We start from the raw sequence: 20,834 nt of genomic DNA on the forward strand, positions 1-20,834 counted from the left end.
CCTGTCTCGCCCTCGGACTAGCCAACGCCTCTCGCCTTGAGGACCTCGCCGATCTCGTCGAGCACGACAGGATCGTCGATCGTCGCCGGCACGGCGTATTCCTCGCCATCGGCGATCTTCTTCATCGTCGCGCGCAGGATCTTGCCGGAGCGTGTCTTCGGCAGGCGTGCCACGGTCACCGCGAGCTTGAAGGCCGCAACCGGGCCGATCTTGTCGCGCACCAGCGCAACCAGTTCCTTCTCGACCTCGGCCGGGCTCTGCGTCACGCCCGATTTCAGCACGACGAACCCGCAGGGCTGCTCGCCCTTCAGTGCATCCCTGATCCCGACCACGGCACATTCCGCCACCGCCGGGTGCGAGGCGAGCACCTCCTCCATGCCACCGGTCGAGAGTCGGTGGCCGGCGACATTGATGATGTCGTCGGTGCGGCCCATGATGAAGACATAGCCGTCCTCGTCGATGAAGCCGGCATCCGAGGTGTTGTAATAGCCTGGGAAGGTCGTGAGATAGGATTGCCGGAACCGCTCGTCGTCCTGCCACAGCGTGGGCAGGGCGCCGGGAGGCAGCGGCAGCTTGACTACGATCGCCCCCATGGTGCCGGCCGATACGGGTCTCCCGGCCTCGTCGAGGCACCGTACGTCATAGCCCGGCAGCGGCACGGTCGGCGAACCGTGCTTCACCGGCAGGAGCTCCAGCCCGACCGGATTGCCGACCATGCAGGAGCCGCTCTCGGTCTGCCACCAATGGTCGATGACCGGAACCTTCAGCACGTCCTCCGCCCATTTCAACGTATCGGGATCGGCCCGTTCTCCGGCGAGGAAGAGCGTGCGGAACTGCGACAGGTCGTAGCGTGCGAGATGGGTTGCCTGCGGATCCTCCTTGCGGATCGCGCGAAACGCCGTCGGTGCGGTGAACATCGCCACCGCCTTGTGCTCGGAAATGACGCGCCAGAATGCGCCGGGATCGGGCGTACCGACCGGCTTGCCCTCGTAGAGCACCGAGGTCGCGCCATGCAGCAGCGGGCCGTAGACGATATAGCTATGGCCGACGACCCATCCGACATCGGACGCGGTGAAGAAGACCTCGCCTGGCCTTACGCCGTAGAGGTTCTCCATCGTCCATTTCAGCGCGACCATATGGCCGCCATTGTCACGAACCACTCCCTTGGGCCGCCCTGTCGTGCCCGAGGTGTAGAGCACATAGAGCGGGTCCGTGGCGGCGACCTCGACGCAATCGGCCTTGCGTCCCGCTGCCTTGGCCGAGGCGACCAGCGCCCGCCAGTTCCGGTCGCGCGTGACATGCATGGAGGCATCCGCCTGGGGACGCTGCAGCACGATGCAGGTTTCAGGCTTGTGGGCGGCGAGCGCGATCGCGCCGTCGAGCAGCGGCTTGTATTCGACGATGCGTGTCGGCTCGATGCCGCATGTCGCGGTCAGAATGACCCTTGGCCTGGCATCATCGATGCGCGTCGCCAGTTCCTTCGCAGCAAAGCCGCCGAAGACCACCGAATGCACGGCCCCGATCCGGGCGCAGGCCAGCATCGCAAAGGCAGCCTCCGGGATCATCGGCATATAGATGATGACGCGGTCGCCCTTTCCGACGCCCAGATCCTGCAGGACGGCCGCAAGCGTCGCGACCTCGCCGAGTAGCTCACGATAGCTGTAGCTCGCCTTGGTTCCGGTGACGGGGCTGTCATAGATCAGCGCAGTCTGCTCGCCCCGCCCATCACGCACATGCCGGTCGAGCGCATTGAAGCAGGTGTTGCAGCTCGCATCCGGGAACCAGCGCCCATAGACACCGGCTTCGGAGTCGAAAATCGCCTGAGGCGGCTTGATCCATTCGATCTCGCCTGCCGCCTCGCGCCAGAAGCCGATCGGATCCGCCTGCCAGCGCGTATAGGTTTCGCGATAGCGGCTTGCATGCGTGGCATTCATCGGACGCGTTCCTCTTCGCCTGGTTCTGGCCTAGACCCGGCAAGCGGGTCGGGGCGATTTTGCGCGGGATCGTGCTCACTCTCCCCCGCCCGCGCAAGCATGCCGCCGTCAGACTTTAGCTACGCATCTGCGCACGACCGCCCCCGCCCTCGCCCCCGGACAGCCATGAGCTTCGACCCAGCCTATCTCGCCGCGATGGTGCCTGCCGTCATCCTGGTCGGGCTTGCCAAGGGTGGCTTCTCGGGCCTGGGGTTGCTCTCGCTGCCGCTGATGGCGCTCGTGCTCCCGCCGGTCCAGGCGGCCGCGATCATGCTGCCCATTCTGATCGTGCAGGACATGGTCAGCGTCTGGGCCTATCGCCGCGAGTTCGACAGACGCAACCTCGCGACGATGTTGCCGGGCGCTCTCCTCGGCGTGCTTGCGGGCTATGCCTTGGCATCGCGGGTTTCCGACGCGGCGGTTGGCCTTTCCGTCGGCGTCATCTCGGTAGCCTTCGCAGCGCGTCGGCTCTTTGCCGACCGCAAAGCGCAGTCGCCGGTCACGAAACCCGCCTTCGGGCCCGGCAGTTTCTGGGGCGCGGTCTGCGGTTTCACCAGCATGATCGCTCACGCTGGTGGCCCTCCGTTTCAGATCTACGTCATGCCGCAGCGGCTCTCGCCCCCGACCTTCGTCGGCACCGGTGCGATCTTCTTCGCGCTGCTCAATCTCATGAAGGTCGGCCCCTATATCGCGCTCGGCCAGTTCACCCGCGAGAACCTCGCCGCTTCGACGGCACTGTTTCCGGTTGCGATCCTCGCGACCGTCGCCGGCGTCTGGCTGGTGCGCCGCGTGCCGGCGGAACGCTTCTACACCATCATCTACTGGCTGCTGATTGCCGTTGGCAGCAAGCTGATCATCGACGGGCTCCTGGCGCTGCGCCTCCATCCCTGACCTTTGAGTCCAGCTGCGTCGATTGCGCCGCATCGGAAAAAGGGATGGATTACGGGACAGCGCGGGACCGGCTAGATCCGAAGGCGACGCGACGGAAGAAGGCGCCCCGATGAAGACCTCGCCCTATGACATCGACCTCGACCGCAACCCGGCCAATTTCCAGCCGCTGACGCCACTGACCTTCCTCGAGCGCGCCGCCGCCGTCTTCCCCAACCATATCGCGATCATCCACGGCCCGCTGCGCCGAACCTATGCCGAATTCTATGCTCGCTCGCGCAGGCTTGCATCCGCGCTGGCGAAGCACGGCATCGGCCGGGGCGATACTGTCGCAGCGATGCTGCCGAACACGCCAGCCATGCTCGAATGTCACTACGGCGTGCCGATGACCGGCGGTGTGCTCAACACGCTGAACACGCGGCTGGACGCCGCCATCATCGCGTTCTCGCTCGACCATGGCGAAGCCAAAGTGCTGATCGTGGACCGCGAGTTCTCGAGCACGGTCAAGGCGGCGCTGGAACTCTGCAAGGTCAAGCCATTGGTCATCGACTATGACGACCCGGTCTATGACGGCAGCGGCGAGCGGGTTGGCGGCGTCGAATACGAGGATTTCCTCGCGACCGGTGACCAGGACTTCGCCTGGACGCTACCGGGCGACGAATGGGACGCGATCTCGCTGAACTACACATCGGGCACCACCGGCGACCCGAAGGGCGTGGTCTATCATCACCGCGGCGCCAATCTGCTCGCAACCTCGAACGTCGTGACCTGCGGCATGGGCCGGCATCCCGTCTATCTTTGGACGCTGCCGATGTTCCATTGCAATGGCTGGTGTTTTCCCTGGTCGATCTCGATCCTCGCCGGCACCCATGTCTGCTTGCGCCAGGTCCGCGCCAAGGCGCTCTATGCGGCGCTGGCCGATCATGGCGTCACCCATCTCTGCGGCGCCCCCATCGTGATGTCGACGCTGCTCAACGCCCCGCCGGAGGAGCGTCGACATTTCTCGCAGAAGGTCTCCTTCTTCACCGCGGCCGCCCCGCCGCCCGAAGCCGTGCTCGCCGCGATGAAGCAGGCAGGGTTCGAGGTGACGCATCTCTATGGACTGACCGAAACCTATGGCCCCTCCGTCGTGAATGAGTGGCAGCGCGACTGGGATGCTCTGGAAGCTGCGGACCAGGCCGCGCTGAAGGCGCGTCAGGGTGTGCGCTACCCGGCCCTGGAAGCCCTCGATGTGCTCGACCCGGAAACCATGCAGCCGGTCCCCCGCGATGGCCAGACACTCGGCGAGGTGATGTTCCGCGGCAATGTCGTGATGAAAGGCTACCTCAAGAATCCGAATGCGACCAAGGCTGCCTTTGCCGGTGGCTGGTTCCATTCTGGGGACCTCGGCGTGCGCTATGCCGACGGCTATATCCAGCTCAAGGACCGCTCGAAGGACATCATCATCTCGGGCGGCGAAAACATCTCTTCGATCGAGGTCGAGGACGCGCTGTACAAACACCCCTCCGTGCAATCGGCGGCGGTTGTCGCCAAACCGGACGAGAAATGGGGTGAGTCGCCCTGCGCCTTCGTCGAGCTCAAGCCTGGGAAGAATGTGACGGAGGCCGAGATCATCGCCTTCTGCCGCGGGCTTCTGGCCTCATTCAAATGTCCGAAGACGGTGGTCTTCACCGAGATCCCCAAGACCTCGACCGGCAAGATCCAGAAATTCAAGCTGCGCGAGATGGCAAGGGCCCTGTAGCGCTGCGCAGGGCTTCCGGGCCTGCATGTCCACTCAACGAAAAAGCCGGCCCCTCCTGGGGCCGGCCCGATCGAAGCCATCCTATGCGGCGGGCGGTGTCTACCCGATTATTCCGTTCAGTGCAGCGTGGGCTGCGGCATCGTCATTCTGACGCGCTCGATCTCTTCCTTCAGCAGCAGCTTCTTTCGCTTCAGCTCGGTCACACTCAGCGTATCGGAGGAAGGGCGCGCCGCGGCTTGGGCGATGGCTTCCTCGAGCTGACGATGCTTGCGCTCGAGCTCGGCGAGATGGGTCTGCAGCGACATCTGGATTCTCCTGATGAGCGATTGACGGGGGGAGTCTGACACAGAGCCGGCTTCAAGTCTCCGGGGCAGCAGTGCACTGCACCATGAGTTTCCGTGATCCTGGGCCTCTCCTTCCCGCAGGGCGCGAATGGCACGCGCTGTCCCTGCGCGAAGCGACACAGCGCTCTTGCCGCGCCGCCCGCGCCTGAGCATAGTCGACCCCGATCGCGGCAATGATGAGACGGCTTCATGGGATTCGAGCTGAGCCCTGAGGAGATCGAGGCCTTTACGGCCGAGTTGGCTCGTCTGCGCGAGGAGCATCGCGACCTCGACAGCGCCATCGACGCGCTGGAGCGCATGGGCGCGATCAATCAGATCCAGGTGCAGCGCCTGAAGAAGCGGAAGCTCTATCTCAAGGACCGCATCACGCAGATCGAAGACGCGCTGACGCCCGACATCATCGCCTGATGCGGAAAACAGCACGCAGAACAATGATTTCGGCGAATCGGCGCTTGCCTGCCGGGCTACCCACAGTTTAAGTCGCGCGCTTCCTCCCCTCGCATGGGAAGCGAGTGCACATGGCCGATACCAGCCCTCCTGTCGCCATCATCATGGGCAGCCAGTCCGACTGGGCGACGATGCGCCATGCGGCTGAAGTCCTCGACATGCTCGGCATAGCGCACGAGGCTCGCATCATGTCCGCGCACCGGACCCCCGAACGCATGTTCTCCTTCGCCAGGGAAGCCAAGGCGAAGGGCTTCAAGGTCATCATCGCGGGCGCCGGCGGGGCCGCACATCTGCCGGGCATGACGGCTTCGCTAACGCCGCTTCCGGTCTTCGGAGTACCGGTCGAATCCAAGGCCCTCTCCGGCCAAGACAGCCTGCTCTCGATCGTGCAGATGCCGGCGGGCATCCCGGTCGGCACGCTCGCCATCGGCCGCGCCGGGGCGGTCAATGCCGGCCTCCTCGCCGCCGCCGTGCTCGCTTTGGGCGATGAGCCCCTGGCCGCGCGGCTGGAAGCCTATCGCAGCCGCCAAAGCGAGGCCGTAGCCGAATTCCCCAGGGACGACGCATGAGCACGCCCGATCCGCGCGGGCTTGGCCCAGGCGCCATGCTCGGCATCCTCGGCGGTGGCCAGCTTGCCCGCATGATTGCGCTCGCTGCCGCCGATCTCGGCATTCGCGCCCATATTTTCGCGCCCGAGGCCGATAGCCCGGCTTTCGACGTCGCCGCCCGCCACACGATCGGGGCTTATGAGGACGAGGCTGCTCTGGCTGGATTTGCCGACGCGGTCGACCTCGTCACCTATGAGTTCGAGAATGTGCCGCATGCGACGGCGGCCTTCCTCGCCGCGCGCACGCCGCTGCATCCCGGAGCGCGCGCGCTTGCCCTGACGCAGGACCGGCTGAGCGAGAAGAGCTTCGTCGCCGATCTCGGACTGGCGGTTGCACCCTTCCGCGCCGTCGATTCGCTGGCCGATCTCGAGCGGGCCGTCGCTGAACTCGGCCGGCCCAGCGTCCTGAAGACGCGGCGCTTCGGCTATGACGGCAAAGGGCAGGTGAAGATCGCGGCTGATACCGATCTGGCCGAAGCCTATGAGGCGATCGGGCATTTTCCCGCCATCCTCGAAGGCTTTGTCAGCTTCAGTCGGGAGGTTTCCGTCGTCGCAGCCCGCAATACTGGCGGCGACTTTGCTGCATTCGACCTTTGCGAGAACGAGCATCGCGATCACATCCTCGCCTTCACGCATGTGCCGGCGCAGGTTGCGGCTGGAACCGCTGCTGGCGCCATCGAGGCGGCGCGCAAGATCGGCGAGGCGCTCGGCTATATCGGCGTCTTCGCCGTCGAGATGTTCGTGGTTGGCGAGGGCGCGGGCGAAACCGTCATCATTAACGAGATCGCGCCGCGGGTGCACAATTCCGGGCACTGGACCAGTGAAGGCGCCGAGACCTCGCAATTTCACCAGCATGTCCGCGCTGTCTGCGGCCTGCCGCTCGGATCGGCCGCCCGTCGCGGCACTGTCGAGATGGAAAACCTTGTCGGCGACGCCGCCCTGCGCTGGCGGGAGATCCTGGCCGAGCCGGGCGCACATCTGCATCTCTACGGTAAGCGGGATGCCCGCCCCGGCCGCAAGATGGGCCATGTCACACGGCTGAAGCCGGCCCGCACATAACGGGCTTCCTCGGGAAGCCGGCGCTCATCCCCGCCGGCTTGTCAGGGCGAATCCCGCGGCGCCTCTACCCCCGCGATTTCTCCACGTTTTCCGGCTCTTCCGGCGTGGACAGCCGAATTGAATTCTGTTATCCGCACAACCCTTCCTGCGAGTTGAGAAACTTCGCCGGACCCGAAATCTTGACCAACCCGCTAAAGACGGACAATCACGTGCAGGTTCTCGTTCGCGACAACAATGTCGATCAGGCTCTTCGCGCCCTCAAGAAGAAGATGCAGCGCGAAGGCATTTTCCGGGAGATGAAGCTCCGCGGTCATTACGAGAAGCCTTCCGAGAAGAAGGCGCGCGAGAAGGCGGAAGCCGTCCGCCGCGCCCGCAAGCTGGTCCGCAAGAAGCTGCAGCGCGAGGGCCTTCTGCCCGCGCCTGTGAAGCCCAAGCGCCCCTGATCTCCTGTTGAGGGCGGCTGCATTGGCCGCTTCACACGGATGCGTCATGTCGAAACAGCGCCTGGAGCCTCTCCGGGCGTTGTTGCTTTTTCGGCGGCGTTAACCAAAGCTTGGCAGGATGCAGGCGTTCTCGCGTGAAGGGGCGCTGTCGGCTGGGGAGCGCAATCAGGTCATGACGACCAACGGGGTCGAGCATGGCAGTCGAGGCACAGAACCGGGACCGATGAGGCAGAGCATGTTTCGAGGCAAGAGCTGGCTGGCTGCAGCCGGCATCGCCGTCGCGCTGGCAGGATGCGACACCGTTTCCAATATGGGCTCACAGAGCGCAGTTGCTGAAATCGATGCGGAATCATCCGCCAATGCGAGCGTGAATATCGGCTCGCTCAGCGAAGTCATCAACCGCAACCCCAACGATCCGCAGGCCTATAACACCCGCGGTGCGGCCTATGCCCGTGCCGGCCGGTACTCCGACGCGATCGCCGATTTCACCAAGGCGGTGCAGATCGACCCGAACCTGGCCTCGGCCTACACCAATCGCGCTCTGGCGCTGCGCCAGAGCGGCCGCAACGACGCGGCGATGGCAGACTTCAACCGCGCCACCACAGCCAGTCCGAACTATGCGCCAGCCTATATCGGGCGCGCCAACCTGCTGCGCCAACAGGGCAACAGTCAGCAGGCGCTGGCCGACCTCAACACCGCCATCCGCCTGAACCCGGAATCGGCAGAAGCCTTCCATGCCCGTGGTCTGGTCTATCAGAAGGAAGGTCAGCACCAGCACGCGATCACCGATTTCGACTCGGTCATCGATCGCAATCCCTACAACGCCCCGCCCTATACGGCACGCGGCCAGAGCCTGATCGCGGTTGGGAAGTTCGAGCAGGCGATCGAGGATTTCACCGCTTCGCTCAATGTCGACAACCGCAACGCCGAGGCCTGGGCCGGTCGCGGGCTTGCCAGCGAGAAGCTCGGCAAGAAGACCGAAGCGGCCGAGAACTATCAGCGCGCCCTCAGCCTGGATGGCAACAACGCAACCGCACGCGCCGGCCAGGCGCGCCTCGGCGGAGGCAGCCTCTTCCGCTGACCAGAGTGCCGGGAAGCCGCGCTACTCGACGGCGCGGCTTTCCTGGCCGGTAACGGCACCGTCCGTCAGATTGGCCAGGAAGCGCCGGATCTCCGGCAGCGAGCCATGCGCCGGCAGGTCCCCGTGGCCGCCGCTGGAGAAGCGAACGAAGCGTTTCGGCATGTTCGCCATCTCGTAGAGCGCCTGCCCCTGCGCGAAGGGAATGACGGCATCGCGGCCACCATGCAAGACCAGCAGTGGCGCAGTGACGCGGCCGATGATCGCGGCCGACCGGAACTGGTCCTTCATCAGCCAGCCGATTGGCGCGAAGGGATAAGCGAGCTGCGCCACGGCGGCTGTCGACAGATAGGGCGCCTCGAGAATCACGGCCTTGAGCGGGTGCTCCACTGCGAGCTTGAGCACGACACCAGTGCCCAGGGATTCGCCATAGCCAACCAGCCGATCGGCGCCGAAGCGTGAGGCGGCAGCGTCATAGGCAGCACGCGCATCGAGCAGCAGCCCCTCTTCCGACGGCGCGCCGCTCGACCCGCCATAGCCGCGATAATTCACGGCGAAGAGCCCGGTCCCGTCCTCGGTCAGGTTACGGAATCGCGCCTGGCGGGCGGATCTCGCGAAATTGCCGGCATTGCCATGGAAGAACAGCAACACCGGTTTGCCCTCGCGCGGCGGCACTATCCAGGCGACCAGCCGCTCACCATCGGCAGCAGTAAGCGTCGCCTCCTCGACACCTGGCAGATTGGCCGCAGCGATGTCTGCTCGTGCCGGGTCGCGCGGGTACAAAAGCGCGCGCTGTTCGACATAAAGCAGCACCAGAAAGGCCAGATAGAGAGCAAGCCCAGCGAGCGCGAGACGGCGAATGAGCTTCATGCCGATCATGGTCCCCGATCACCGTGACGGCTCTGCGACGCTCAGTCCAGCACCTTCATCATGTCCACGGAGGCCGTCTCGAAGCCTGCCCGGCGATAAGCCTTGAGGGCGAGATCATTGCCCTCAAGCACACCGAGATGGAGGACCTTGCGCCCTGTCGCCCGCGCAAAGCGTTCTGCTTCCGCCAGCAGGATCTGGCCGATGCCGGTACCACGCTCCGCGGCGCCAACGACGATGTTCTCGATATAGACGTGATCGCGCAGGGGCTCGTGTACGAACGGGCCGGTCCGGCCGAGCTGCAGCGCGAGATAGCCGACGACGCGGCCCTCGCTCTCGGCGACCATCAGCGCACCGCCGGTGTCGTCCGCCTTCTCGCGATCATCTGCCAGGCAGGCAGCAGCCACCTCCGGCCCGGTCCCGCGCGCCGGGCTGAGGCTTGCCTCATGGGCGGTCAGTTCCTGCAAGAGGGCCAGCACGGCGGGACGGTCCGCCTCCGCCATCGGTCTGATCGTGATGCCCACCGTTTGAAACTCCAAAAGAAAAGGGCCAGCGAGATGCCGGCCCTTTGCAACTTGCCGTGGGCCCTGTGGCTCAGTGCGCCATGGCCTTGACGATCTCGTCGGTGACCTTCTTGGCGTCACCGAACAGCATCATAGTGTTGGGCATGAAGAACAACTCGTTCTCGACACCGGCATATCCCGAGCCCATGCCGCGCTTGATGAAGAGCACGGTCTTGGCCTTTTCGACATCGAGAATCGGCATGCCGTAGATCGGCGACTGCGGGTCGGTCTTGGCCGACGGGTTGGTGACGTCATTGGCTCCGATGACGAAGGCCACATCCGCCTGGCCGAACTCGGAGTTGATGTCCTCGAGTTCGAAGACCTCGTCATAGGGCACGTTCGCTTCGGCGAGCAGCACGTTCATGTGCCCCGGCATGCGGCCTGCGACCGGGTGGATGGCGTATTTGACCTCGACGCCTTCCTTCTTCAGCGCGTCGGCCATCTCGCGAAGCGCATGCTGAGCTTGCGCCACCGCCATGCCGTAGCCCGGCACGATGATGACCTTGCCGGCGTTCTTCATGATGAAGGCCGCATCGTCGGCCGAGCCCTGCTTCACCGGGCGAGCTTCTGCGGCGCCACCGGCAGGGCCAGCAGTCTCGCCGCCGAAGCCACCAAGGATGACCGAGATGAAGCTCCGGTTCATGCCCTTGCACATGATGTAGGACAGGATCGCACCGGAAGAGCCGACCAGCGCGCCGGTGATGATCAGCGCCATGTTGCCGAGCGTGAAACCGATGCCCGCCGCCGCCCAGCCCGAATAGGAGTTGAGCATGGAGACCACGACCGGCATGTCCGCGCCACCAATCGGCACGATCAGCAACACGCCGAGCGCGAAGGAGACGAGCACGATCAGCCAGAAGACGACGTGGCTCTCGCTCTTCAGGAAAACCAGCAGCAGCACGACGAGCACGATGCCCAGGCCGAGATTGATGCCGTGGCGCTGCGGCAGCATGATCGGCTTGCCGCTCATGCGCCCGTCGAGCTTCAGGAAGGCGATGATCGACCCCGTGAAGGTGATCGCGCCGATGGCACAGCCCAGCGCCATCTCGAACAGGCTCGCGCCCTTGATCTTGCCGACCTGCCCGATGCCGAAGGCCTCCGGCGCGTAGAGCGCGGCTGCCGCGACCAGCACCGCCGCCAGACCGACCAGCGAGTGGAAGAAGGCGACGAGCTGCGGCATCTGGGTCATTTGCACGCGCCGGGCCATGACGGCGCCGATGCCGCCGCCGATGGCGATGCCGAGAATGACCAGGAACCAGCCTGAGAAACCGGAAGGCGGATAGAAGATCACGGTGGTGGCGATGGCGATGCCCATGCCCACCATGCCGTAGAGATTGCCCTGACGCGATGTCGTCGGATGCGACAGGCCCCGCAGGGCCATGATGAACAGGACGCCGGAGACGACGTAGAGAAGGGCGGAGAGATTGGCGGCCATGTGCGCTCAGCCCTTCTTCTTGTACATCGAGAGCATGCGCTCGGTGACCAGGAAGCCGCCAAAGATGTTCACGGACGCCAGGACCAGCGCGACGAAGCCGAAGACCTTGGCCCAGATCGGGCCATCGCCCAGAGCAGGCGCCGCATTTACGCCAACGGCGAGAAGCGCGCCGACCACGATGACGGAGGAGATCGCGTTGGTCACCGACATCAGCGGTGTGTGCAGCGCCGGCGTCACCGACCAGACGACATAGTAGCCGACGAAGACCGCGAGCACGAAGATCGCAAGCCGATAGATCGTCGGGTCCACGCCGGTAGCGGCACCCGCTGCGGCCGCCGCCTGATCGGCATAGCGCTCCGCCAGTTCTGCAGCCTGTTTCGCGAGGGCAGCCGCCGAGCGGGCCTGCTCGAGCGCTTGTTCAGGTGTCGGATTAGCCATGGTCGGACACTCCCCCTAGCTATGCTTCAGGCCTTCGGCGCGAAATTCGGATGAACGACGGCACCGTCCCGGGTCAGCGCGGTAGCCTTCACCAGCTCGTCGTCCCAGTTCACGGCAAGCTTCTTCTCGGCCTTGTCGATCAGGGTTTCAACGAAGGCGAAGAGATTCTTGGCGTAGAGGCTGGAGGATGTCGCAGGCAGACGCCCCGGCACGTTCAGATGGCCCACGATCTTGACGCCATTCAGCGTGGTCACGATCTCACCCGGCTTGGCGAGCTCGCAATTGCCGCCGCGCTCGACAGCGAGATCGATGATCACCGAGCCCGGCTTCATGCTTTCGACCATCGCGGCGGTGATCAGCTTTGGCGCCGGACGGCCCGGGATCAGTGCGGTGGTGATGACGATGTCCTGCTTGGCGATATGGCCGGCGGTGAGTTCCGCCTGCTTCGCCTGGTATTCCGCGGACATTTCCTTGGCGTAACCGCCGGCGGTCTGCGCCTGCTTGAATTCCTCGTCCTCGACGGCGAGGAATTTCGCACCGAGCGACTCGACCTGTTCCTTGGTGGCTGGGCGCACGTCGGTCGCGGTGACGATGGCGCCGAGACGCCGCGCGGTCGCGATCGCCTGCAGGCCGGCGACGCCGACGCCCATGATGAAGATCTTTGCCGCCGGAACCGTGCCCGCGGCCGTCATCATCATCGGCAGCGCCCGGCCATATTCGGCGGCGCCGTCGATCACGGCCCGATAGCCGGCGAGATTGGCCTGAGAGGACAGGACGTCCATCGCCTGCGCACGGGTGATGCGCGGCATCAGTTCCATGGCGAAAGCAGCGACATTGGCCTTCGCAAGGCCCGCGACCGCGTCCTCGTTGCCGTAAGGATCCATGATGCCGATGACGAGCGCGCCCGGCGGCAGACCGGCGAGTTCGCTCTCGGCCGGGCGGCGCACCTTGAGAACGATATCGGCGCCCTTCAGCGCCTCCTTGGCGTTCTTGGCGGTGGTCGCGCCGGCAGCCTGGTAGTCCGCATCGGTAATACCGGAAGCGAGCCCCGCCCCCTTCTCCACTGCGACATCGGCCCCGAGGCCAATGAACTTGCGGACGGTTTCCGGCGTCACGGCGACGCGGGTTTCCGTCCCTTGCGTTTCGGCTGGGACAGCAATGCGCATGGCAGGCGGGGCCTTTCCGGCGTTACATAAGGAGGAGCGCGAGCAACATCAGAACCAGCGGGACCGCCGGCGCACGCCAGGACAGCGAGGGAGCGGCAATGCCGACGCCCGTGCCGACGAGGGTCAAGAGCGTACCGACGACCGCAGTGCCCCAGGCATGCTTGGTCCCGCCGACGGCCAGCGCCGCCACGATGGCAAGGCAGGCGGCAGTGGTGACTTCGGCGATGTGGACGAAGCCGCGATAGGTCCGCTCGTGTTCCTGATAATCCATCTGCGGAGTATCGGCTGCGCTGTGTCCGTGGTGGGCCATAAAAACTGTTCCCGCATAAAAAGGTCTCATTGCCGTGTAGCGCACCAGCGAAGGGTCTGGCAACGCGTCAACACGCCATCGCCGCCTGTTTCAAGGGCATTTCAGGCTGTGAAACCGCTCGCTCTTCGAAGCCATGGAAATAGCGGGGATGCCGGGACGAACATCCCCGTCAATGCGCAGCAGCGAGTCCGGCGCGATCGAGTGCTTTCGACTGAACCGCAGCTACGTGCTCGGTCGAGAAATTCTCGATTTCCTGCTCGAACAGGCGATGGAAATTCAGCCCGGCATCGAGATGCAGGAAGACGCCGCCAAGGCCGATCGCGGCGCGGTCCATGAAGACGAATTCACGCGGCACGGTCACCGGCCCGCGCTTCTTCAGCGCCTGATGCACCTGGAAGGCCTGCTTGCGGCCATACTCCGCCGGGCTGACATCTTCGGCGATGCGCCGGGTCCTGTCCTCCAGCAACGGCCCATAGATGAAACGCGCCCAGATGTTGAGGGTATCGACCAGCTCCTTGGTCAGCCCCTTGAAGCCCCAGGTTTCATAGGCGTGGATCACGCGCGCCTGATCATTCTCCAGGAGGCCGCGGTAGAGATCGACCACTCCTCCGACGAAGGAGGGCGGGAAGATCCGGATGCAGCCATAATCGAGCAGGTTGATGCCCTGCGGCGCGCCATCCTCCGAGAACACCGTGTAGTTTCCGAGATGCGGATCGCCGTGAATGACGCCGTGATGGCTGAAGGGGCGCCACCAGGCGTGGAACATCGCGGTCGAGATCCGGTCGCGGGCTTCCTGCCCGTCCCGCTTGTGGTCTAGGATTCGGTCACCCTCGAGCCAATGCATGGTCAGGAGTCGCCGGGTCGACAGCCCGGCTTCCAGCGCCGGCACGCGCACGTCCGACGTCTCGGCCAGCATCGCGCGGTAGAGCGCGATATGTTTCGCTTCGCGGACGTAGTCGAGTTCTTCTCGAACCCGCGCGCCGATCTCCTTGGCGATCTCGGTCGTGTCGATCACCGGATCCATGCGCCGATGCAGCGCAAACAGGATGTCGAGCTGGACGATATCGGCCTCGACCGCCGATTCCATATCCGGATACTGCAGTTTGCAGGCGACCGGCACGCCATCATGCGTCGTCGCCCGGTGCACCTGGCCGAGCGACGCTGCCGCCGCAGGCTTCAGGTCGAACTCGGCGAAGCGTGTGCGCCATTGCGGCCCGAGCTCCGCCATCATCCGGCGCTTGACGAAGGCCGGCCCCATCGGCGGCGCCTGGGATTGCAGCTTCTGCAGCTCGGCGGCGTATTCCGGCGGCACGACGTCGGGAATGGTGGCGACGAGCTGCGCCACCTTCATGATCGGCCCCTTCAGCCCGCCCAGCGCCTTGGCCAGCGCCTCGGCATTGCTGAGGTTGCGGCCTTCCAGTCCGAGCAGTCGCGTCCCGGCAATGCGCGCTGCGACCCCGCCGACATTCGCCCCGACGCGGGCGTAACGGACTGCGCGGGCGGAGAAACGATTGGCTTCGTTGTCACGTTCGGACATGTCGCTCACAGGATCGGCTGCAGGGTCGCGTCCAGGATGTAGGGCACGATCACGGCAGAACAAATGCCGCATGTTGCCCCGTCGCCGCAGCACAGCGTGCCGACGCCCCCTTACGCCAGGAAGGCCGCGAGATTCGCCAGCGTCGACCTCAAGCCCACGTCATGATCCTCCTGCTGGATGCCCACCGGTACATTCTCGCAGCGGATGGTGACCTCTGTGCCGCCCCCGACCGGAGCGAGGCTCCATGTCATCGTCATCGTGCCTGCGAAGGACGAATCCTCCGACACGAACTCAACTGACTGTACGATCCGCTCGTCCGGAACCAATTCCAGAAAACGCCCTTGAACGACGTCCGTGTCCTCCGAGGTCTTGCCGGGCCCAGGATGCTGCGATGTCTCATAGGTCAGGACCATGCGATAGCGTCCGCCTACCCGTCGCTCGAATGAGAGAATCTCGCCAGTCATGCCCCGTGGCGGGAGCCAGGATGCCAATGCCTTGGGGTCAAGCAGTACCCGATAGATCGCTTGCGGCGACGCCCCGATGAGCCGCGAAGCGGTATCTATTCGCGTCCCACCAACCCGATGTGCCATGCCCACTCCATGCCGGCCTCATCTTGCGCGCCTCGACATCGTCCCAACCGCGCCGGCCACCGTACCGCAACGGACGCCCGGCGCTACCCGCAACACCAAAGGCCCAATGGATGCGACCTAACCGGCAGCCCCGCCGCAAGTGTCATTTCCGCTTTGTATTTGAGCCTCCGGAGATTATGCTGTTGGTGATCAGTTGTCCCAAAGCCGATTTAGGGTTGCCCGAGAAACCCATCCAACATTTGTTGCCCAAACTGTTCGAGCCTTCCGGCATATCTGAAACCGAATACTTAGCGCATTAGCATAGCAAAATGATTTCGCGCCGCGAAATCGGTTCTCGATGCATCCAGCGAGAACCCTCTCACGCATCAATCTGAGATTCATCCTGTATTGGAGGGTCCGATGGCGTCTAGTCGTAGTCAAATCGAAACACCGATGGATGGACGCTGCCCCCGCCAATCAGGCCCAGATTGGCGCGCGCGATCCCGCGCCGTCCTGTTCGGCGCGGCAGCGCTGATATCGCTCGCACTCACCGCCCCCGCCGCCGCGCAAGCGCCGGCGCAGCCACCCGCACAGCAGCAGCGGCCAAACATCGTCTTCATCATGGGAGACGACATCGGCATGTGGAACATCGGTGCCTACCATCGAGGCATGATGGCAGGTCGCACGCCAAACCTCGACCAGATTGCCGCGGAAGGCATGCTGTTCACCGATTACTACGCCGAAGCGAGTTGCACGGCCGGGCGCGCCAACTTCATCACAGGCGAACTGCCGATCCGCACTGGCATGACCACCGTCGGCCAGGCCGGCGCCCCGACCGGCCTCCCGGCCGAGGCCGTCACGATTGCCACCGCACTCAAGGGTATGGGCTACGCCACCGGCCAGTTCGGCAAGAACCATCTTGGCGACAAGAACGAATTCCTGCCGACGGTACACGGGTTCGACGAGTTCTTCGGCTATCTCTATCACCTCGACGCGATGGAAGACCCCTGCCATCCCAACTACCCGCAGAACCTCAGGTCGCAGGTCGGCCCGCGCAATATGGTCCACTCTTTCGCGAGCGCCACCGACGACCCGACCGTCGATCCACGCTGGGGCAAGATCGGCAAGCAGACGATCACGGACGCGGGAGAGTTGTGCCCGAAGCGCATGGAAACCGTGGACGACGAGATCCGCGACAATGCGCTCAAGTTCATCGACAAGGCCAAGGCGGACAACAAGCCGTTCTTCCTGTGGCTCAACCCAACCCGGATGCACATCGTCACGCATCTGTCGCCAAAATACGAGGCAATGCGGAACTCGACGAATGGCTGGTCCATCCACGAGGCGGGCATGGCACAGCTCGACGATGACGTCGGCATCGTGATGAAGAAGCTCAAGGACATGGGCGTCGACAACAACACCATCGTGGTGTTCACCACCGACAATGGCACCGAGGTCTTTACCTGGCCGGACGGCGGCCAGACCCCGTTCGCTCAGAGCAAGGGAACGGTCTTGGAAGGCGGGTTCCGCGTACCGGCGATCATCCGCTGGCCCGGCAAAGTGCCGGCGGGCAAGGTCGAGAGTGGTATCATCTCAGGGCTCGACTGGTTTCCCACATTCCTCGCAGCTGCCGGCAACCCCAACATCGCTGAAGAACTGAAGAAGGGTAAGCAGATTGGCGACCGGACCTACAAGGTCTATCTGGACGGCTATAACCAGATGGACATGCTCACCGGCAAAGGCCCGTCGAACCGGACCGAGATCTGGTACTTCGGGGAAAGCGAGCTCGGTGCCGTCCGCATCGGCGATTACAAATACCGCTTCATCGACCAGCCCGCTGGTTGGCTCGGTGAGAAGACGAAGGTGGACGTCCCCTATCTGATCAATCTTCGCCTCGACCCATTCGAGCGCACAGGTTGGCCGGACAACGGCACGAAGTACGGCTCGCAGGAGTATTTTCAGTGGTTCAAGTATGAGTTCTGGCGCTTCGTGTTCGTGCAGCAGCAGGTCGAGAAGCTGGCGATGACGGCGATTGAATTCCCGCCGATGCAGAAGGGCGCGAGCTTCAATCTCGATGCCGTGAAAGCGAAGATCCAGGCCGCCCAATCCGGGATGAGCAGGTAACGAAGCTCGTGCCTGCACGATCATGACGGGCGGTTCGCGCGCGGACCGCCCGTTTGCTGTGCCGAGCGCTCATTCTCGGCAGCTCCCGAGTGGAGCTCTCATCCCCGCGCACTCAGGTCGGCCCTGACCTCGGTTGCGTTCGCTGCCCGTCCGCCCGCCGCCTCGACACGCCGGACCGCCTCCGCGATCAGGGCGGCGTTGCTGCGGCTCTCACCGAACGGGGCGTCTTCCAATCCCGCACGAACATGCACGCCGCGCGCGACCGCGTGCGGGATCAGGTTGCCGAGTTCGACGCCTAGCCCCGCGATCATCACCGGTGCCTGCGGCGCAACCTCGGCAAGCAGCGCAAGATGGGCCTCGAGCGCATAGGCCTTCGGCGGGAAGCCCCAGGCAAAGGCGTCCGAGAACATCAGCCGGTAGATCGGCATCGGCATGCCGGGATAGGCCTTGGCCAGCGCAGCCCCCAGGCGTGTGAAGCCGGGCTCGTAGATGGCATAGCTCGGATGGACCTTGTGGCGCTGCGCCACCTCCATGCCCTCGCGAATATGCTCGCCGGGGTTCTGGTAGATGAAGCCTGCCTCGCCTTGCGGGATGCCGGCAAAGGTCGTCCAGTTGCAGGATCCGGGATCGAGCACGCCCCACTCGGCCAGACCGCGCTTCGCCAGTTCCTCCAGATGCCAGTAGCGGCCGGAACCGACGATATCGCCAGCATAGCCGGAGCCGACGATCGGGATGGTCGGATAGACGATCGCGTCGACCTTGGCGCGGATACCCTCGATCGCCTGCGCATAGAGTTCCCAATCGTCGCGCTGGCGGCCACTCACGACGTCATAGACATGAAGATGGACGATGGCTGCCCCCGCCTCGACCGCCGCGATGCCATCGGCAACGATCTCGGGGATGCTGATCGGAATGCCGGGCTGGCGCTCCCTGCCCCAGGGACCGTTGATCGCGGCTTCGATCCAGATCGGTGTGCTCACGGCGTTTCGTCCTCAGGCCAGGTGTCGGGAACCGAGCGACCGTCCCCTTCGATGTCCATGCAAGAGAGAACCGAGTGTCGCTATCAGTGCAACACCGCGGTGAGCAAATGAGCCCTGCTTCGGCCTTGCCAGCAGCCCGCGCCAGCACGCTAGAATGCGCAAAGGCCGGGAGGAACGGATGGGGCTCCATTTCGAGGACTTTGACCTCGACAGCAGCATCACGACCCGCGGGCGCACCGTCGGCGAGGGTGACATCACGCTGTTCGCCGGCCTTTCCGGCGATTTCAACCCGCTGCATGTCGACAGCGATTATTGCGCAGGCACGCCCCTCGGCGAGCGCATCGCCCACGGCCCCCTGACGCTCGCCATGGCGATCGGCCTGATGTCGCAGCAGAACCTGATCGATGCCACCACCATGGGCCTGCTCGATCTGCACTGGACGTTTACCGGGCCGGTGAAGATCGGCGACACCGTCCATGCCGTCGTCACAGCGGTCGAGAAGACACCCAGCCGCAAGCTGGACCGCGGCATCGTCACCCTGCGCCTCGAGGTCCACAACCAGCGTGGTGAGCACATCCAGACCGGCCATCTCAAGCTGCTGATGAAGCGCCGCACCGGGGATCAGGATTGATGTTGGAACGGCGCCCCTCCTTTCGCGAGACCTTTGACCGGTTCGCCTGGCAGATCCCCGAGCGGTTCAATATCGGCGTCGCAGCCTGCGACCGCCACGCGGACGGCAGCGGCAAGCCGGCGCTGATCTATGAAGACCAGGGGCACAGCGTCGCCACGATGAGTTTCGACGCGCTCAAGCTCGGCACGAACCGGCTCGCCAATATGCTGCGTGCCCACGGCGTTAAACCGGGTGAGCGCATCGGCATTCTGCTGCCGCAACGCCCGGAAACGGCGATGGCCCATCTCGCCATCTACAAGATGGGTGCGATCGCCCTGCCGCTCTTCACCCAGTTCGGGCCGGATGCGCTTGAACACCGGCTGCAGCATAGCGGCGCCTGCACGCTGATCACCGATGGCGAGAACATCGCCAAGGTCGAGGCGATCCGCGGGAGCCTGCCGGAACTCAGGCGGATCTTCCTGATTGACGGCGCGGGCCATCTCGATTTCTGGAGCGAGTTGAACAAGGCGTCCGACCGTTTCACGCCGCTCGACACCACGCCGGACGATCCGGCGCTGATCATCTACACCTCCGGCACCACGGGAAAGCCCAAGGGCGCGCTGCATGCCCACCGTGTGCTGCTCGGCCATCTGCCCGGCGTGCAATTGCCACAGGAATTCTTCCCCCAGGCCGGCGACCTGTTCTGGACGCCGGCGGACTGGGCTTGGGCCGGCGGATTGCTCGATGTTCTGCTGCCGAGCCTTTATTTCGGCGTTCCGGTGCTGGCCTCGCGTGCCCGCAAATTCGATCCGGAGGCAGCCTTCGCCCTGATGGCGCGCCACAGCATCCGCAACGCCTTCCTGCCACCGACGGCGCTGAAGCTGATGCGGCAGGTTCGCAATCCAAGAGAGCGCTTCGCCTATGCGATGCGCTCGATCGGCACCGGCGGCGAAACGCTCGGTGCCGATATGCTGGCCTGGAGCAAGGAAACCTTCGGCTTCGAGGCCAACGAATTCTACGGCCAGACCGAGGCCAATCTCATCGTCTCCAACTGCGCCGGCCTGTTACCGGTCAGGCCGGGCTCGATGGGGCGCGCCGTTCCCGGCCATCGCGTCGCGGTGATCTCGCCAGAGGGCGCGGTCCTGCCTGCCGGAGAGCAAGGGCTGATTGCGGTCGCGCGACCTGACCCAGTCATGATGCTGGAATACTGGCGCCAACCCGAGGCGACCACGGCGAAGTTCATCGGCGACTGGCTCGTCACCGGCGATACCGGCGCCTGCGACGAAGACGGCTACTTCTGGTTCCAGGGCCGCGATGACGACATCATATCGAGCGGCTCCTATCGCATTGGCCCCGGCGATATCGAGGACTGTATCATCCGCCACCCCGCCGTGCTGATGGTCGCGGTGGTCGGCAGCCCGGACCCGCTGCGGACGGAGGTGGTCAAGGCGTTTGTCCTGCCCAAACCGGAGATCCCCACCTCGGCGGCGCTCGCCGCCGAGATCCAGGACTTCGTCAAATCGCGCCTCGCCGCCTACCAGTATCCGCGCGAGATCGAGTTCGTGACGGAATTGCCGATGACCCCGACCGGCAAGATCCGGCGCAAGGATCTGCGGGACCGGGAGATCGCAAGGAAGAGCGGCGGCGAATAGCCA

21 protein-coding genes are annotated in these 20,834 nt (G+C 64.6%); 10 read left to right on the forward strand and 11 right to left on the reverse strand.

From position 1 onward, the window contains the following. Nucleotides 1-17: 17 nt before the first annotated feature. Complete coding sequence (locus tag AB4099_RS04090) at nucleotides 18-1,934, reverse strand: propionyl-CoA synthetase (RefSeq protein WP_441477114.1); 1,917 nt, start codon at nucleotides 1,932-1,934, stop codon at nucleotides 18-20. Between the two features lie 165 nt (nucleotides 1,935-2,099). On the opposite strand from AB4099_RS04090, the gene AB4099_RS04095 reads away from it, so the two are divergent. Next, complete coding sequence (locus AB4099_RS04095; RefSeq protein ID WP_441477115.1) at nucleotides 2,100-2,864, forward strand: sulfite exporter TauE/SafE family protein; 765 nt, start codon at nucleotides 2,100-2,102, stop codon at nucleotides 2,862-2,864. Between the two features lie 109 nt (nucleotides 2,865-2,973). Next, the gene (locus AB4099_RS04100) at nucleotides 2,974-4,602 is read left to right on the forward strand and encodes an acyl-CoA synthetase (RefSeq protein ID WP_441477116.1); all 1,629 of its coding nucleotides are present in this window, start codon (nucleotides 2,974-2,976) and stop codon (nucleotides 4,600-4,602) included. A 116-nt stretch (nucleotides 4,603-4,718) separates the two neighbouring features. Here AB4099_RS04100 and AB4099_RS04105 read toward each other — a convergent pair whose 3' ends face one another. After that, nucleotides 4,719-4,907: a DUF465 domain-containing protein gene (locus AB4099_RS04105; RefSeq protein WP_113513264.1), complete on the reverse strand. Its 189-nt coding sequence runs from the start codon at nucleotides 4,905-4,907 to the stop codon at nucleotides 4,719-4,721. Nucleotides 4,908-5,135: 228 nt separating this feature from the next. Between AB4099_RS04105 and AB4099_RS04110 the strand changes: the two genes are divergently transcribed. The 5 genes from AB4099_RS04110 to AB4099_RS04130 all read left to right on the forward strand — a co-directional run bounded on the left by AB4099_RS04110 (nucleotide 5,136) and on the right by AB4099_RS04130 (nucleotide 8,583). Beyond that, nucleotides 5,136-5,354, forward strand: a complete 219-nt coding sequence (locus tag AB4099_RS04110) for a YdcH family protein (protein WP_043238474.1) — start codon at nucleotides 5,136-5,138, stop codon at nucleotides 5,352-5,354. Nucleotides 5,355-5,464: 110 nt separating this feature from the next. Then, entirely contained in the window at nucleotides 5,465-5,962 is a 498-nt protein-coding gene (purE, locus tag AB4099_RS04115; RefSeq protein WP_113513262.1) for a 5-(carboxyamino)imidazole ribonucleotide mutase, read from the forward strand. Continuing rightward, a complete protein-coding gene (locus AB4099_RS04120; RefSeq protein WP_441477117.1) occupies nucleotides 5,959-7,059 on the forward strand; it encodes a 5-(carboxyamino)imidazole ribonucleotide synthase in 1,101 nt (366 codons plus the stop codon). The genes purE and AB4099_RS04120 overlap by 4 nt, the downstream gene beginning before the upstream one ends. Nucleotides 7,060-7,268: 209 nt before the next feature. Next, entirely contained in the window at nucleotides 7,269-7,502 is a 234-nt protein-coding gene (rpsU, locus tag AB4099_RS04125; RefSeq protein ID WP_038359685.1) for a 30S ribosomal protein S21, read from the forward strand. 235 nt (nucleotides 7,503-7,737) lie between these two features. Beyond that, on the forward strand, nucleotides 7,738-8,583 hold the full coding sequence (locus tag AB4099_RS04130) for a tetratricopeptide repeat protein (RefSeq protein WP_441477118.1): 846 nt from the start codon (nucleotides 7,738-7,740) through the stop codon (nucleotides 8,581-8,583). A 21-nt stretch (nucleotides 8,584-8,604) separates the two neighbouring features. Here the strand turns inward: AB4099_RS04130 and AB4099_RS04135 are convergent, their stop codons facing one another. From AB4099_RS04135 to AB4099_RS04170, 8 genes are all read right to left on the reverse strand, one after another. Beyond that, a complete protein-coding gene (locus tag AB4099_RS04135; protein WP_441477119.1) occupies nucleotides 8,605-9,459 on the reverse strand; it encodes an alpha/beta hydrolase in 855 nt (284 codons plus the stop codon). Nucleotides 9,460-9,491: 32 nt separating this feature from the next. Beyond that, a complete protein-coding gene (locus tag AB4099_RS04140) occupies nucleotides 9,492-9,971 on the reverse strand; it encodes a GNAT family N-acetyltransferase (RefSeq protein ID WP_162768048.1) in 480 nt (159 codons plus the stop codon). Nucleotides 9,972-10,041: 70 nt separating this feature from the next. Beyond that, on the reverse strand, nucleotides 10,042-11,445 hold the full coding sequence (locus AB4099_RS04145) for an NAD(P)(+) transhydrogenase (Re/Si-specific) subunit beta (RefSeq protein WP_113513257.1): 1,404 nt from the start codon (nucleotides 11,443-11,445) through the stop codon (nucleotides 10,042-10,044). A 6-nt stretch (nucleotides 11,446-11,451) separates the two neighbouring features. After that, the gene (locus AB4099_RS04150; protein WP_113513255.1) at nucleotides 11,452-11,883 is read right to left on the reverse strand and encodes an NAD(P) transhydrogenase subunit alpha part 2; all 432 of its coding nucleotides are present in this window, start codon (nucleotides 11,881-11,883) and stop codon (nucleotides 11,452-11,454) included. Nucleotides 11,884-11,909: 26 nt separating this feature from the next. Further along, nucleotides 11,910-13,049, reverse strand: a complete 1,140-nt coding sequence (locus tag AB4099_RS04155; RefSeq protein ID WP_113513253.1) for a Re/Si-specific NAD(P)(+) transhydrogenase subunit alpha — start codon at nucleotides 13,047-13,049, stop codon at nucleotides 11,910-11,912. A 22-nt stretch (nucleotides 13,050-13,071) separates the two neighbouring features. Continuing rightward, the gene (locus tag AB4099_RS04160; protein WP_113513252.1) at nucleotides 13,072-13,359 is read right to left on the reverse strand and encodes an aa3-type cytochrome c oxidase subunit IV; all 288 of its coding nucleotides are present in this window, start codon (nucleotides 13,357-13,359) and stop codon (nucleotides 13,072-13,074) included. A gap of 169 nt (nucleotides 13,360-13,528) precedes the next feature. After that, nucleotides 13,529-14,896 (reverse strand): ABC1 kinase family protein, encoded by a 1,368-nt coding sequence (locus tag AB4099_RS04165; protein WP_441477120.1) that lies wholly within the window; start codon nucleotides 14,894-14,896, stop codon nucleotides 13,529-13,531. Nucleotides 14,897-15,006: 110 nt separating this feature from the next. Then, nucleotides 15,007-15,486, reverse strand: coding sequence for an SRPBCC family protein (locus tag AB4099_RS04170; RefSeq protein WP_441477121.1), 480 nt, complete (start codon nucleotides 15,484-15,486; stop codon nucleotides 15,007-15,009). 432 nt (nucleotides 15,487-15,918) lie between these two features. On the opposite strand from AB4099_RS04170, the gene AB4099_RS04175 reads away from it, so the two are divergent. Then, entirely contained in the window at nucleotides 15,919-17,589 is a 1,671-nt protein-coding gene (locus AB4099_RS04175) for an arylsulfatase (RefSeq protein ID WP_441477122.1), read from the forward strand. A 98-nt stretch (nucleotides 17,590-17,687) separates the two neighbouring features. Here AB4099_RS04175 and AB4099_RS04180 read toward each other — a convergent pair whose 3' ends face one another. Then, nucleotides 17,688-18,569 carry a beta-keto acid cleavage family enzyme gene (locus AB4099_RS04180; protein ID WP_441477123.1) on the reverse strand — a complete coding sequence of 294 codons (882 nt, stop codon included), beginning with the start codon at nucleotides 18,567-18,569 and terminating at the stop codon, nucleotides 17,688-17,690. A gap of 178 nt (nucleotides 18,570-18,747) precedes the next feature. Here AB4099_RS04180 and AB4099_RS04185 point away from each other — a divergent pair, with 178 nt between their 5' ends. After that, a complete protein-coding gene (locus tag AB4099_RS04185) occupies nucleotides 18,748-19,200 on the forward strand; it encodes a MaoC/PaaZ C-terminal domain-containing protein (RefSeq protein WP_441477124.1) in 453 nt (150 codons plus the stop codon). Next, nucleotides 19,200-20,831 (forward strand): acyl-CoA synthetase, encoded by a 1,632-nt coding sequence (locus AB4099_RS04190; RefSeq protein ID WP_441477125.1) that lies wholly within the window; start codon nucleotides 19,200-19,202, stop codon nucleotides 20,829-20,831. Before AB4099_RS04185 ends, AB4099_RS04190 begins: the two co-directional genes overlap by 1 nt. The last annotated feature ends 3 nt before the right edge of the window (nucleotides 20,832-20,834 follow it).

It is taken from the genome of Allobosea sp. 2KB_26, from assembly GCF_052115715.1.
Classification (GTDB): domain Bacteria; phylum Pseudomonadota; class Alphaproteobacteria; order Rhizobiales; family Beijerinckiaceae; genus Allobosea.

Bases quoted from the DNA above. Each gene is read 5' to 3' on its own strand.
- AB4099_RS04090 (WP_441477114.1), bottom strand. From the start codon at position 1,934: ATGAATGCCACGCATGCAAGCCGCTATCGCGAAACCTATACGCGCTGG.
- AB4099_RS04105 (WP_113513264.1), bottom strand. From the start codon at position 4,907: ATGTCGCTGCAGACCCATCTCGCCGAGCTCGAGCGCAAGCATCGTCAG.
- AB4099_RS04175 (WP_441477122.1), top strand. From the start codon at position 15,919: ATGGATGGACGCTGCCCCCGCCAATCAGGCCCAGATTGGCGCGCGCGA.
- AB4099_RS04110 (WP_043238474.1), top strand. From the start codon at position 5,136: ATGGGATTCGAGCTGAGCCCTGAGGAGATCGAGGCCTTTACGGCCGAG.
- AB4099_RS04130 (WP_441477118.1), top strand. From the start codon at position 7,738: ATGTTTCGAGGCAAGAGCTGGCTGGCTGCAGCCGGCATCGCCGTCGCG.
- AB4099_RS04165 (WP_441477120.1), bottom strand. From the start codon at position 14,896: ATGTCCGAACGTGACAACGAAGCCAATCGTTTCTCCGCCCGCGCAGTC.
- purE (WP_113513262.1), top strand. From the start codon at position 5,465: ATGGCCGATACCAGCCCTCCTGTCGCCATCATCATGGGCAGCCAGTCC.
- AB4099_RS04170 (WP_441477121.1), bottom strand. From the start codon at position 15,486: ATGGCACATCGGGTTGGTGGGACGCGAATAGATACCGCTTCGCGGCTC.
- AB4099_RS04190 (WP_441477125.1), top strand. From the start codon at position 19,200: ATGTTGGAACGGCGCCCCTCCTTTCGCGAGACCTTTGACCGGTTCGCC.
- AB4099_RS04120 (WP_441477117.1), top strand. From the start codon at position 5,959: ATGAGCACGCCCGATCCGCGCGGGCTTGGCCCAGGCGCCATGCTCGGC.
- AB4099_RS04185 (WP_441477124.1), top strand. From the start codon at position 18,748: ATGGGGCTCCATTTCGAGGACTTTGACCTCGACAGCAGCATCACGACC.
- AB4099_RS04145 (WP_113513257.1), bottom strand. From the start codon at position 11,445: ATGGCCGCCAATCTCTCCGCCCTTCTCTACGTCGTCTCCGGCGTCCTG.
- AB4099_RS04135 (WP_441477119.1), bottom strand. From the start codon at position 9,459: ATGATCGGCATGAAGCTCATTCGCCGTCTCGCGCTCGCTGGGCTTGCT.
- AB4099_RS04095 (WP_441477115.1), top strand. From the start codon at position 2,100: ATGAGCTTCGACCCAGCCTATCTCGCCGCGATGGTGCCTGCCGTCATC.
- AB4099_RS04100 (WP_441477116.1), top strand. From the start codon at position 2,974: ATGAAGACCTCGCCCTATGACATCGACCTCGACCGCAACCCGGCCAAT.
- AB4099_RS04150 (WP_113513255.1), bottom strand. From the start codon at position 11,883: ATGGCTAATCCGACACCTGAACAAGCGCTCGAGCAGGCCCGCTCGGCG.
- AB4099_RS04160 (WP_113513252.1), bottom strand. From the start codon at position 13,359: ATGGCCCACCACGGACACAGCGCAGCCGATACTCCGCAGATGGATTAT.
- AB4099_RS04155 (WP_113513253.1), bottom strand. From the start codon at position 13,049: ATGCGCATTGCTGTCCCAGCCGAAACGCAAGGGACGGAAACCCGCGTC.